Raw genomic sequence first — 12,426 nt, forward strand, 5'->3', positions numbered from 1 at the left:
CGTCAGAGATCGGGGACGGCGTGCCCGCCGGAGGACGGTGCGCGCTGCCCCCGGCGCGCCGCGGCCAGGACCCGACGACGGCGCCGCTCGAGCACCTCGCTCTCGAGCGGGGCGTCCCGCTCGTCGAGCCAGAGGGTCGCGCCGGCGGCGACGATGAGCATGCTCGGGATCGTGATGAACACCTCGCCCAGCTGGGTCGCGGAGACGAACACGACGACGGCCGCCGCCTCCACCGCCACGCGCGAGGGGGTGCGCAGCCGGGCGCTGAACAGGCGCAGCCCGAAGAACGCGTAGGCGCCGAGGACGGCGAGGAGGAGCACGACGCCGCCCTCGGTGTAGAGGCCCGCGTAGGAGTTGTGGTAGTGCCACGTGGCACCGCCGAAGTCCACGTACGCCGTGGTGAGGCCCCGGCCGTACCACGGCGTCTCCGCGACGCGCACGGCGGTCTCGGCCTGGATGTTCGAGCGCAGCCAGTCCGTGCCGGTGCGGTCCGCGAAGACGGCGATGCGGGCCAGGTTCTCCTCGGCGAACGCGACCGCCCAGGCGAGGACCGCCAGCAGGACCAGGCGTAGACCCGCCCCCATCCGCGGCGTCAGCCAGAGCCACACGACGGCGCAGGCGAAGCCCGCCATGGAGGTGCGGGAGCCCGTGAGGACGACGCACACCGCGGCGGCGACGAGCAGGATCAGCTTCCACCGCCGCGTCCGCACGAGGGCGAGCGCCAGGACCGGCATGGCCGCGTAGTAGAGGCCCGCCACGTTCTTGTCCGCGAGGACGCCGGTCAGGAAACGGCCGTAGGGCGCGGGGACGAGGCCGGCGTAGAAGAGGGGCACGTTCAGGGCCAGGGCGGCGCCGAGCCCGACGGCCAGCGAGCGCAGGCTGAGCCGGCCGCCGGCGATGCAGCCGACGAGCCCGACGAGGGCCGCCATCCGCACCCACCGGCGCAGCCACTCCAGGTCCGGGATGCCCTGGGACACGGAGACGATCGCGAGGAACAGCAGCACGGCGACGGCGAGCACGGCGGTCAGCCCGAGGGCGGAGACATCGCGGCGGGACCGTCGGCACAGCGCCAGGGCCAGCAGCAGGAGCATGCCCGCCTCGTTCAGCGGGAGCGCCACGGGGCCGAGGGGGACGCCGAACGCCTCCATGGCCAGCAGGGCTCCGAGCAGCAGTTCGGGGATGCGCAGGGGCTCGCGCGGGACGGCGGCGTCCTGGTCGGCCGACCACACGGAGGTGCCGCGGGCGGCGGCGCGGGCGTGCCTCTCCCGCTCCGCCTGCAGGGCCACGTAGCGGGGGTCGGAGTGCCGCGGTCCGTGCGCGTCCTGCCCCACCGTCATGACCGCTCCTCCATCGACCTGCCGGGGCACATCTCCACCCCACGCTCAGCGTAGACGAGTGCAATGGAATGGGCTGTACCGCTTGTTAGAGTGAGCTGAGTCGCTGCCCTCCGATCCTGGGACCCCATGAACGTCATCGATTTCCTCCGTGTGCTGCGCGCGAACCGCCTGGTGATCCTGGGGTGCGCCGCCCTGGGCCTGGCGATGGGCCTCCTCTACTCGCTGCTGCAGCCCACGCTGTACACCGCGACCTCGACCGCGTTCGTCACGGTGGAGGGGGAGGCGAGCATCTCCGGCACCGAGACCGCCCAGACCCGCGCCCAGTCCTACATCCCCCTGATCAACAGCCGCACGGTCCGTGAGCGGATCGCGGCCGAGGGCTTGGACACCGTCGGCGCGACCATGAGCGCCGCCCTGGTGCCGAACTCGAACCTCATCACGGTGTCCGCCGTGGCCCCCGATGCGCAGCAGGCCGCCGCGCTGGCCAACGGGGCGCTCGTGGCGACCGCCGACGTGGCGAACGAGCTCGATCCGACGTCCAACGTCACGGTCACGGCCATGGAGGACGCCCTCGCGCCGGCCGCCCCCTCGAGCCCGGACCACGTCCGCCACCTGCTGTACGGCCTGGGCGCAGGCCTCGTCCTCGGTCTGGTCGTCGCGTTCCTGCGGCGGCTGCTGGACGTCAACGTGCGGACGACGACGGACGCCCAGGTGGCGGGCGGGGCGGGCCTGCTCGGCGCCATCCCCCTGGATCCCAGCATGAAGGCGGAACGCACGGCGCCGATGGCGCCCCTCTCCCCCCGCGCGTCGGAGGCGGTGCGCCAGCTGCGCACCAATCTGCGGTTCGCTGCGGTGGACGATCCGCCCCGCACCATCGCGTTCACCAGCTCGAACCCCGGCGAGGGCAAGTCGACGGTGATCGGCAGCCTGGCCCTGACCGTGGCGGCCGCCGGCCAGCCGGTGATCCTCATCGACGCCGATCTGCGTCGCCCCCGCCAGGCCCTGCAGTTCGGCGTCGACGGCCGTGTGGGCCTGTCCGAGGTCCTCAACGGGGACGTCGCCCTCCAGGACGTGCTGATCCCCGTGGGTGAGGACGGGCTGCTCCTCCTGCCTGCCGGCCGCACTCCCCCGAACCCGTCCGAACAGCTCGGCTCCGAGCGGATGAGGGACCTGCTCACCGCCCTCGCCGAGACGCACATGGTGCTCGTGGACGCCCCGCCCGTGCTGCCCGTCACGGACTCCACCCTGCTCGCCGCGGCGGTGGACGGCACCGTCCTGGTGGTCCGCCACGGCGAGACCCGCAAGGAGCACCTCGAGGTGGCCCGGGACATGCTCGCGGGCGTCAACGCCCGGGTGCTCGGCGTCGTGCTCAACGGCACCCCGGCCTCCGGTGTGGGCTCGGACTACTACGGCGGGGGCTACGGCGCGGACGGCGGCAGCTATGACGTCTACTACCAGGCGCCCCGGGACGCCGCCGACGCCGCGGCCGACGCGTCGCGACGCTGACCGCGCCCGGCTGCGGGGCCAGGTCGTCGCACCGACGGCGCAGGCCCGGGGATGCAGAAGGGCCCCGCCTCTGAGGAGGCGGGACCCTTCGCGGTGGCGCTCAGAAGATCAGCAGACAGCCGACGGCGGGGTGGCCGTGAAGCAGGCCTTGTGCACCGCGGCCTCGGTGCACAGGTTGGCCACGGGCTGGCTACCCTTGACCAGAGCCACGCCCAGAGTGGCGCGGATGCAGCCGGCATCGTTGGCCGAGTTGCCGGTGTTGCTCACGACGAACCAGAACGTGCGGGTGTCCCCGGCGGTCCCGGAAGGCTCGAGGATCAGCCGGTCGCTGTTGCCATTCAGCTGCACGCCGCCCAGGCACGGATCCTTGTCGAAGATCATCAGCTGGGCACCGGTGTACGTGCCCTTCTTCTCGAAGTCGATGAGCACGCTCTTCGCAGACAGTCGGATCCGGCCACGCGTCGGGTTGGTCACGGTGACGGAGAAGCCGTAGGCGTGCTTCAGCTTGCCACCTCCACCAGCCGAATTGCCGGGGTACTTCACCGGTTCCGTGCTCGCGGTGTTGACGCACGAGGGGGAGGCGGCGGCGAACGGGGCAGCGGCGACGGCGGCGACCGCCGGAACCGACCACGCGATGCCAGCGGTCACCTTACGGCGGGAGAGGGGGGAGGTGCTCTTCTGCATGGCTTCACTCGTTTCGAGTCGAGGTGTGGCTTTCGCGGCCGAACGGGGTCAGGAGTCACGCGAGTGGACGGAGCACCGCGGCCTACTCGGTGAGCATCAGCTGTGGGGCTCGTCAGTTGATTCTAAACACGCTGCACAGCCTAGTACCAGTCCACTCGCATGCGCCTCACGGGCGCCCGAGATGTCACCCCCGGAAACAAGGGGATTCCGTGCGTCGACTCGGGAATCCACGCGAAGTCCACTGAGGGCGAGCTGTGTACCAAGCACGGTCGACGGCGGCCCTCCTTTCGGTGGACTAAGCTCCCGGCCATGGGGGAACGAGCCACGGGACAGCGACCGGCCGCCCCGCCGTCCTTGGACCTCGAGGTCCGCGTCCGCCTCGCCCACGCCCGCATCGCGCATCTGCTGGACCGGGCCGGCATCCGCAGCCTGCACCTCAAGGGCTACGCCACCGAGCCCGGCGTCTACCCCGATCACCGCCGCAGTTCGGACGTGGACCTGCTGGTCCATCCGGCCGATGCCGCCGCCGTCACCGCGCTCCTGCGCTCCCACGGCTGGGAGCCGGTCGCCACCTTCTCGGAGGGGTCGATCTTCCAGCACGCGGCCACGCTCTGGCATGACCAGCTGGGGTACGTGGACGTGCATCGACTCTTCCCCGGACTCGGCCCGTCCCCCGAGGCGGCCTTCGACGCCCTGTGGAGCGAGCGCACCCACCTCGTGATCGCCGGCCGGCCCGTTCCGGTGCCGAGCCCGTGCCACCAGCGGCTCGTCGTCATCGTCCACGCGGCCCGCGACCCGTATCGCGGCGCGCACGACGTCCGGCACATCCGGGAATCCCTGCCCGCCGAGAGCTGGGCCGCCCTGCGGCAGGAAGCCCACCGCCTGGACGCGGGTGCGGCCTGGCACGTCGCCACGGGCGAGGCCGCCGACGGCGCCGACACCCGGCAGCTGACCCTCTTCGCGGCGCTGCACGAGAGCCAAAGCGGTCTCGAGCTGTTCCGCACCCGGTGGCAGTCGGCCGCCACGGCGCGGGAGCGGGCTGCCCTCGTGGCCCGCACGATCCCGGTGAACCGCCCCCATCTGCAGATGCGCCTGGGCCGGCCTGTCACCCGCGCGGACCTGTGGCGCGAGCAGCGCGCCCGGCTCGGCGCACTCGCCGGCTGGGCCTGGACGAAGGCGGTGCGCCGTGACCGTTGAGACCACCGAGGGCTGGGCCCTCGCCCCCGACATCGCGTGGGCCCGCACCGCCGGCGGCCAGACCGCCGTCATGACGCTCGAGGCCGGTCAGCCGCTGCTGTTGAGCGCCTCGGGCGACGTGATCTGGGACGTCCTCGTGGGCGGCCGCACCCCGGCGGACGACCTGGTCGCGGATCCGCCGGCGCCGCTGTCGACGACGGACGTCACGGTCCAGGTGGCGGAGGCGTTCGGCCTCGACCCCGCCGACGTCGCAGCCGACGTCCACGCCTTCCTCGAGATGCTCGAGGCGCACGGCGTCCTCGTCCGCGTGCGGACGGCCTGACCCGGCTCAGCCCTCCGGCGCGAAGATCGCGTCGACCACCTGCTGCGCCCACTCGAGCAGCGGGACGTCCACGAGGTCCTGACCCATGACCGGCTTGGTCTTGGGCCGCGGGATGAGGACGCCGTTCAGGGCCGGCTTGACCTGGGCGCCCTTGTACATGCGGGTCAGGCGCATCTGACGGGACTCCGGCAGGTCCGCGACGGGGCCGAACTTCACGTTCTGCCCCAGCAGCATCACCTCGGTGACGCCCGCGGCCCGCGCCCGGTTGCGGAACCGGGCGACGGCGACGAGCGCCTCCACCGGCTCCGGCAGCGGGCCATAGCGGTCCTTGAGCTCCTCCACCACGGCGTCCACGGCGGCGTCGTCCGCGGCCTGGGCGAGGTTGCGGTACATCTCCAGGCGCAGCCGCTCCCCCGGCACGTAGTCGTGCGGCAGGTGGGCGTTGACCGGCAGCTCCACCTTCACCTCGGCGGGCGCGGTGTCCTCCTCGCCCTTGAAGTCGGCCACGGCCTCGCCCACCATCCGCAGATACAGGTCGAAGCCCACGCCGGCGATGTGCCCGGACTGCTCCCCGCCCAGCAGGTTGCCGGCGCCGCGGATCTCCAGGTCCTTCATGGCCAGCTGCATGCCCGCGCCGAGCTCGTTGTGGGTGGCCACGGCCTTGAGGCGTTCGAGGGCCACCTCGCCCAGGGGCTTCTGCGGGTCGTACAGGAAGTACGCGTACGCCCGCTCGCGGCCACGGCCCACGCGGCCGCGCAGCTGGTGCAGCTGCGAGAGGCCGTAGCGGTGGGCGTCCTCCACGATCAGGGTGTTGGCGTTGGCGATGTCCAGGCCGGTCTCGATGATCGTGGTGGAGACGAGCACGTCGAACTTCCGCTCCCAGAAGTCCACCATGATCTGCTCGAGCCGGGCCTCGCTCATCTTGCCGTGGGCGACGGCGATCCGGGCCTCCGGCACCAGCTCGGCGATGCGCTTGGCCACCTTGTCGATGGTGGTGACGCGGTTGTGCACGTAGAACACCTGGCCCTCGCGCATCAGCTCGCGGCGGATGGCCGCGGTGACCTGCTGGTCCGAGTACGGGCCCACCGAGGTGAGCACGGGGTGGCGCTCCTCCGGGGCGGTGGCCAGCGTGGAGGTCTCACGGATGCCGGTGAGGGACATCTCGAGGGTGCGCGGGATGGGCGTGGCGGACATGGCGAGCACGTCCACGTTGGTGCGCATCTTCTTCAGCGCCTCCTTGTGCTCGACGCCGAAGCGCTGCTCCTCGTCCACGATCACCAGGCCCAGGTCCTTGAACTGCACCTGGTCGGAGAGCAGCCGGTGGGTGCCGATCACCACGTCCACCTCACCGTGCGCGAGCCCCTCGACGACCTCCTTGGACTCCTTGGCGGTCTGGAACCGGGAGAGCGCGGCCACCTTCACGGGGAAGCCGGCGAACCGGTCGGAGAACGTCTGGTGGTGCTGGCGGGCGAGCAGCGTCGTCGGGACGAGCACGGCCACCTGCTTGCCGTCCTGCACCGCCTTGAACGCGGCGCGCACGGCCACCTCGGTCTTGCCGAAGCCGACGTCCCCGGAGACGAGCCGGTCCATGGGGACGGCCGCCTCCATGTCCTTCTTGACGTCCTCGATGGTGGTCAGCTGGTCCGGCGTCTCGATGAACGGGAACGCCTCCTCCAGCTCGCCCTGCCACGGGGTGTCCGGGGCGAACGCGTGGCCGCGCGAGGCCATGCGGGCCGAGTACAGACGGATGAGCTCGCCGGCGATCTCGCGGGTGGCGCGCTTGGCCTTGGACTTGGTCTGCGCCCAGTCCGAGCCGCCCATCTTGGACAGCGACGGCGTCTCCCCGCCCACGTAGGTGGAGATCAGGTCGAGCTGGTCGGTGGGCACGAACAACCGGTCGCCGGGGGCGCCGCGCTTCGAAGGCGCGTACTCCAGCACGAGGTACTCGCGGTAGGACTCCTCGGCGCCGGGGGCGGTGCGCGGGCCGCCGGTGACCTTGCGGCGCTGCAGCTCCACGAAGCGGGCGATGCCGTGCTGGGAGTGCACCACGTGGTCGCCGGGCTGCAGGGTCAGCGGGTCGACGGCGTTGCGCCGCTTCCGGGCCAGCCGCGCTCCGGGGGCGCGCGTGCCCGCGGTGCGGTGCCGGCCGAACAGGTCGTGCTCCGTGATCAGGGCGATCTGCGCGTCCGGGATCGTGAAGCCGGAGCCGACGGGCGCCGTCGCGATGGAGACCCGCCCCGGGGCGAGGTCCGCGGGCAGGGGCCCGTCCACCACGGAGGCCGTGAGGCCGGCCTCCGCGTTGAGCTCGGCGAGACGGCGGGCGGAGCCGGGGCCGTCGGTGAGGACCACGGCATGCCACCCCTCCGCGAGCCGGACGCGGGTGTGCGCGACCATGGCCTCGATGTCGCCCGAGAAGGTCTGCGCGACGCCGAGCGTGGCGCGCAGGGTGGCGGCGTCGGGCAGCAGCTCCTCGTCCGAGACCAGCGCGGTGACGGACCAGAACCCCTGGTCCTGCTCGAGGGCGGCCGCGCGGAGTTCGGCCACCGTGAGGAAGCCTCCCGCGGCGGACTGGTCCGCCCCGGCCACGTCCACCGGGGCGACCGCGCCCTGCGCGGCGCCGGCCCACGCGGCCTGGAGGAACTCCTCGTTGGTGGCCAGCAGGTCGTCGGCGCGGCCGCGCAGGCGCTCGGGCTCCACGAGGACGGTCAGCGAGCCTGTGGGCAGCATGCGGGGCAGCGACGTCATGGCCTCGGCCAGCAGCGGGGAGAGGGACTCCATGCCCTCCACGGCCACGCCCTCGGCGATCCGGTCCAGCATGTCCGCGGCGGCGGGCATGGCCGGGATCAGCTCCTTCGCGCGCCGGCGCACGTGGTCCGTGATCAGCAGCTCGCGGCACGGGGGCGCGTACAGCTCGGAGGGGTGGCCCGAGCCGTCCTCCGTGGTGTCCTCGAGGGAGCGCTGGTCCGCCACGGAGAACCAGCGCATCTGCTCCACCTCGTCGCCGAAGAACTCGATGCGCACGGGGTAGTCCTCGGTGGGCGGGAACACGTCGATCAGCCCGCCGCGCACGGCGAACTCGCCGCGTCGGCTGACCATGTCCACGCGCGAGTAGGCGGCGTCCGCGAGCGCGGCCACCACGCCGTCGAAGTCCCGTTCCTCTCCGGTCCGCAGGGTCACCGGGCTCAGCTCGCCGAGCCCGGCCACGAGGGGCTGCAGCACGGCGCGCACGGGGGCGACGACGATGCGCAGCGGGCCCTCCGCGTGCTCCTCCGGGTGGGCGAGGCGGCGCAGCACGGCCAGGCGCGCGCCCACGGTGTCCGAGCGCGGGGACAGGCGCTCGTGGGGCAGCGTCTCCCAGGACGGGAACAGCGCGGCGGCGCCGGCGGGGGCCCAGGCGGCGAGGTCGGTCACGAGGTCCTCGGCCTCGCGGGTGGTCGCGGTGACCACGAGGACGGCGGCGCGCTCGCCGTGGCCCTCGGCCAGCGCCTCGGCCAGGACGGTCAGCAGGGGCGCGCGGGCGCCGTCGGGCAGACCGATCTCGAGTTCGACGCCTCGGGACTCGAGCGGCCGGGAGGCGGAGGCGGCGGCCGCCTCGAGCGCGCGTTCGGCGCGCAGGCGCGGCAGCAGCGGGGCGAGGACGGGGGTGGTCTCGGGGGCGCTCATGCGCGGACCTCCGGGGTGGCGGTGGAGCCGTCCGTGGCGGCGGGCAGTTCGGCGGTCATGATCTCCCGGATCTCTTCGAGGAAGGCGAGGACGTCGTCGGCGCCGCCCACCGGGCCGCCGGCGGTGAGCCGGTCCGTGCCGAGCAGCACCGCGGTGGGGAACGAGTGCAGGCCGAGGGCCTGCGAGGCGGCGCCGGCCGGGTCGGCGAGCACGAGCGACGCGTCGACGGCGCCGCTGCGGATCGCCCCCTCGGCGCCGGGGGCGTGCTGGGGCATGAGGACCCGCAGCCGGACCGGCCCGAGCGCGTCCTTGAACTCGTCCAGCCGTTCGATCACCCGCGCGCAGGAGCCGCACCCCGTGGACAGGCGCAGGGCCACCACGGCCCCGTCCGCGACCAGCCGGTGCAGACCGATGTACTCGCCGTCCGCGACCACGACGGCGTCCGGGAACGGGTGGCGTTCGGGCTCGGCGCCGTCGGCCGGGTCGACGGCGGCCGGGGCCTCGGGCGTGGGCGTCGCCGGGGCGGCGTCGGGTGCGGCCGGGACGGACTCGCGCCCGGCCAGGAACGCGGCGGTCGCGAGCAGCACGGACACGAGCAGGGCCCACGCCCACGCCCCGGCGCCGAAGGCGGTGAGAGGCTGCCAGGCCAGGCCCGCGCCGTGCACCGCCAGCGAGACGATCCCCTCGGCCAGGGCCAGGACGGCGAGGGCCAGGAAGACGACGTTGCGGACCACGGTGGTGCGGGAGATCGGGGCGGCCGAGGCCTCGCCGAAGCAGCCGCACGAGACGCCGTCGTCCTGGGCCCGGACCACGAGCGCGAGGAAGGCGGCGAAGAGGGCCACGGCCACCAGGCCGACGACGGGACGCAGCAGGGTGAAGGGCTGCAGGAGGGCGACGGCGAGCAGCAGCTCGAGCCAGGGGAACGCGCGCGCCAGGGCGGGGGCCGCGAACGGGCGGGGCACCCTGAGTCGGGTGAACGTGGCCTGCACGTCCTCGCCGGAACGGAGCTTCGCCGTCCCGCTCAGGAGCATGATGAGGGCCACGGCCCAGAGTGCCGACATGGCGGACACACCTTCCAGGGGGTTCACGAGGGGTCGCGCGGCCGGTCCCGGCACCGTGCACGGGACCCGGGTCGCGGAGGCCAGCATATAAGGTGAGGGATGGACGCCCATCGCCGTCGGCGAACCGGTGCCGGCCCTCTCACGGCCCGCCGGGCGCGGCCCGATTCGACCCGAGGAGACACCGTGGCCTTTTCCGCTCAGCAGTCCATCCCGCACCCGCCGGCGGCCGTGGCGGCCGCCCTGGCGTCCGAGGACTTCCACCGTTCCGTGGTCGAGTCCTTCGGCGGCTCCCTGGTCTCGTTCTCCGTCGAGGGCTCCCCGGAGGGCGCGATGACCGTGACCGCTGTGCGTTCCCTGCCCGCGGACCGCATCCCGGACCGTGTCCCGGACATGGCCCGCAAGCTCATCGGCTCCGCCCTCCAGGTGGAGCAGGTGGAGCGCTGGGACGCGCCCGCCGCGGACGGCTCCCGCGCCGGCACCACCACCATCACCGTTCCCTCCGCCAAGGCGACGGCGGACGGCGCCCTCCGCCTGACCGCCGCCGGTGAGGGTTCCCAGTTCTCCGTGGACGGCACCCTCGTCTGCCGGATCCCGCTGGTGGGCTCGAAGCTCGCCGCGAAGGCCGAGCCGATGGTCGGCAAGGTCGTCAATCGCCAGGCCCGGGCGCTGTCCTCGTGGCTCGAGCGTGACGGCGGAGCCGCGCGCGGTTGATCTCGTTCTCCCGTCGCCCGGCGCTGTCGAGCTCGGCTCCGCCTGCCCGGCGGGGGCGCCGGGCCCTCCCCTCGCCGGACGCCGTGCTCATCGTGTGCACCGGCAACGTGTGCCGCTCGGCCTATGCGAGCCGGGCCCTGCAGGGCCGGTTGGCGGCTCTGGTCCCCGGCCGGGTGGAGGTCGGCAGCGCCGGCTCCCAGCCGAACCAGGCCCTGACGGTGCCGCCGCCGCTCGTGCGGCTCGGCGCCGAGGCCGGCGTCACCGGGCTGGAAGGCCACCGTCCCGCCGCGTTGCAGCCGTTCATGGTGGCGGAGGCGGATCTCGTGTTGGCCGCGGCTCAGGAGCACATGCGCTTCGCACTCCAAGAAGTGCCGCAGGCCGTCGCGCGGGTGTTCACCGTGCTGGAGCTCGCGGCGCTGGTCCGCGCGATGGACCAGCGGGACGGGCGGGACTGGATCCCCGCCGGTCGCGGAGTGCGTGCCTTCGCCGCCGAGGCGGCCCGCCACCGGGCCCTCGCGCGGTCGACCGCCCAGCCCCTCGACGTCGTGGACCCGTTCCGCGGGCCGGTGGAGGGGTACGCGGAGATGATCCAGATCCTGGATCCCGCCCTGGAGACCATCGCGGACGCTCTGGCCCGCGCCGTGAGCCTCGCGGGCTGAGACCCGGACGCGCCCCGCGCGTCGGGCACGCCGCGAGGCGGGGGGCTCAGTGGAACGCCTGCTGGGCGGCCTCGAGCCCGTCCGTGACGAGCTTCTCCACGGCGTCCGCCGCGCGGTCCACGTGCAGCGGCAGGACGTCCTGCTCGGGCTTGGTGAAGGGGCGCAGCACGAAGTCGGCGACGTCCATGCGGCCCGGGGGCCGGCCGATGCCGACGCGCACGCGGGCGTAGTCCTTCGTGCCGAGCGAGGCGGTGATGGACTTCAGGCCGTTGTGGCCGCCCTCTCCCCCGCCGCGCTTGAGGCGCAGGGTGTCGAACGGGATGTCCAGCTCGTCATGGACCACCACGAGGTCCTCGGGGCCGATCCCGTAGAAGGACGCCAGCGCGGAGACGGGGCGTCCGGAGACGTTCATGTAGCCGGTGGACTTCGCGAGCACGACCCGCGGTCCCCCGATGCCGAGGCGGCCCGTGGCCACCACGACGCCGGCCCGGTGGCGGGTGAACCCGACCCCCATGCGGGAGGCGAGCTCATCCGCCACCATCTGGCCGACGTTGTGACGGGTGCGCTCGTACTCGGGCCCGGGATTGCCGAGCCCGACGATGAGCGTGGTCCCCGTCGTCACGGCGTGATCAGTCCTCGGAGCCCTCGGACTCGCCCTCGGCGGGCTCGCCCTCAGCGGACTCGGCGGCCTGCTCCTCCTGCACGGACTCGTCGCCGAGGTCCTGCTCGACGACCTCGCTGACGGTGGCGATGACGATGTCGTCCTCGAGCTGCAGGGTGGCGCCGGCGGGGACCTGCACGTCCGTGGCGTACACGTGGTCGCCGGCCTCGCGGCCCTCGATGGAGATGGTGACGGCCTCGGGCAGGTCGGTGGCCTCGGCCTCGACCGGCACGGTGACGTAGTCCAGCACGTAGTCGTTGCCGGGGGCGACCTCGCCCTCGACATGCACGGTGACCTCGACGATGACCTTCTCGCCGCGGCGGACCTCGATGAGGTCCAGGTGCTCCACGGTGTCCTTGATGGCGTGGCGCTGGATGTCCTTGGGCAGGACCAGGTGCTCCTCGCCGGCCTCGTTCACGACGGTGAGCAGGGCGTTGGGGTTGCGGACGGCCAGGGTGGTCTCCTGGGCCGGCAGCAGCAGGTGCACGGGATCCTGGCCGTGGCCGTAGACGACGGCGGGGATCAGGCCGGCACGGCGGGCCTGGCGGGCGGCACCCTTGCCGAAGTCGGTGCGGCGGGTGACCTTGATCTTGAGCTGGTCAGACATGATGCGTCCTCCTGTGGG

At 73.4% G+C, this 12,426-nt stretch carries 11 protein-coding genes; 5 read left to right on the top strand and 6 right to left on the bottom strand.

The annotated features are described in order from the left end of the window. Positions 1-2: 2 nt before the first annotated feature. Positions 3-1,337, bottom strand: coding sequence for an O-antigen ligase family protein (locus AC0VX4_RS08265; RefSeq protein WP_475464215.1), 1,335 nt, complete (start codon positions 1,335-1,337; stop codon positions 3-5). 126 nt (positions 1,338-1,463) lie between these two features. Between AC0VX4_RS08265 and AC0VX4_RS08270 the strand changes: the two genes are divergently transcribed. After that, positions 1,464-2,843, top strand: coding sequence for a tyrosine-protein kinase domain-containing protein (locus AC0VX4_RS08270; RefSeq protein ID WP_475464216.1), 1,380 nt, complete (start codon positions 1,464-1,466; stop codon positions 2,841-2,843). 108 nt (positions 2,844-2,951) lie between these two features. Here AC0VX4_RS08270 and AC0VX4_RS08275 read toward each other — a convergent pair whose 3' ends face one another. Next, positions 2,952-3,527, bottom strand: a complete 576-nt coding sequence (locus AC0VX4_RS08275; protein ID WP_475464217.1) for a hypothetical protein — start codon at positions 3,525-3,527, stop codon at positions 2,952-2,954. Positions 3,528-3,836: 309 nt separating this feature from the next. On the opposite strand from AC0VX4_RS08275, the gene AC0VX4_RS08280 reads away from it, so the two are divergent. Continuing rightward, positions 3,837-4,724 carry a nucleotidyltransferase family protein gene (locus tag AC0VX4_RS08280; protein WP_475464218.1) on the top strand — a complete coding sequence of 296 codons (888 nt, stop codon included), beginning with the start codon at positions 3,837-3,839 and terminating at the stop codon, positions 4,722-4,724. Beyond that, positions 4,714-5,046, top strand: coding sequence for a PqqD family protein (locus AC0VX4_RS08285; protein WP_141843162.1), 333 nt, complete (start codon positions 4,714-4,716; stop codon positions 5,044-5,046). Before AC0VX4_RS08280 ends, AC0VX4_RS08285 begins: the two co-directional genes overlap by 11 nt. A gap of 6 nt (positions 5,047-5,052) precedes the next feature. Here the strand turns inward: AC0VX4_RS08285 and mfd are convergent, their stop codons facing one another. Further along, entirely contained in the window at positions 5,053-8,709 is a 3,657-nt protein-coding gene (gene mfd, locus AC0VX4_RS08290) for a transcription-repair coupling factor (protein WP_475464219.1), read from the bottom strand. Beyond that, a complete protein-coding gene (locus AC0VX4_RS08295) occupies positions 8,706-9,770 on the bottom strand; it encodes a TlpA family protein disulfide reductase (RefSeq protein WP_475464220.1) in 1,065 nt (354 codons plus the stop codon). The genes mfd and AC0VX4_RS08295 overlap by 4 nt, the downstream gene beginning before the upstream one ends. A gap of 183 nt (positions 9,771-9,953) precedes the next feature. On the opposite strand from AC0VX4_RS08295, the gene AC0VX4_RS08300 reads away from it, so the two are divergent. Further along, a complete protein-coding gene (locus tag AC0VX4_RS08300; protein ID WP_101967314.1) occupies positions 9,954-10,481 on the top strand; it encodes a DUF2505 domain-containing protein in 528 nt (175 codons plus the stop codon). Positions 10,482-10,564: 83 nt separating this feature from the next. After that, on the top strand, positions 10,565-11,140 hold the full coding sequence (locus tag AC0VX4_RS08305; protein WP_437367050.1) for an arsenate-mycothiol transferase ArsC: 576 nt from the start codon (positions 10,565-10,567) through the stop codon (positions 11,138-11,140). Positions 11,141-11,186: 46 nt separating this feature from the next. Here AC0VX4_RS08305 and pth read toward each other — a convergent pair whose 3' ends face one another. Both pth and AC0VX4_RS08315 read right to left on the bottom strand, forming a co-directional pair. After that, positions 11,187-11,762, bottom strand: coding sequence for an aminoacyl-tRNA hydrolase (pth, locus tag AC0VX4_RS08310; RefSeq protein WP_475464221.1), 576 nt, complete (start codon positions 11,760-11,762; stop codon positions 11,187-11,189). Between the two features lie 7 nt (positions 11,763-11,769). Next, positions 11,770-12,408, bottom strand: a complete 639-nt coding sequence (locus AC0VX4_RS08315) for a 50S ribosomal protein L25/general stress protein Ctc (protein ID WP_141843152.1) — start codon at positions 12,406-12,408, stop codon at positions 11,770-11,772. Positions 12,409-12,426 lie beyond the last annotated feature (18 nt).

The organism is Micrococcus sp. 63XJN7_8_ISO-PGPR-S23-253 (assembly GCF_056173425.1).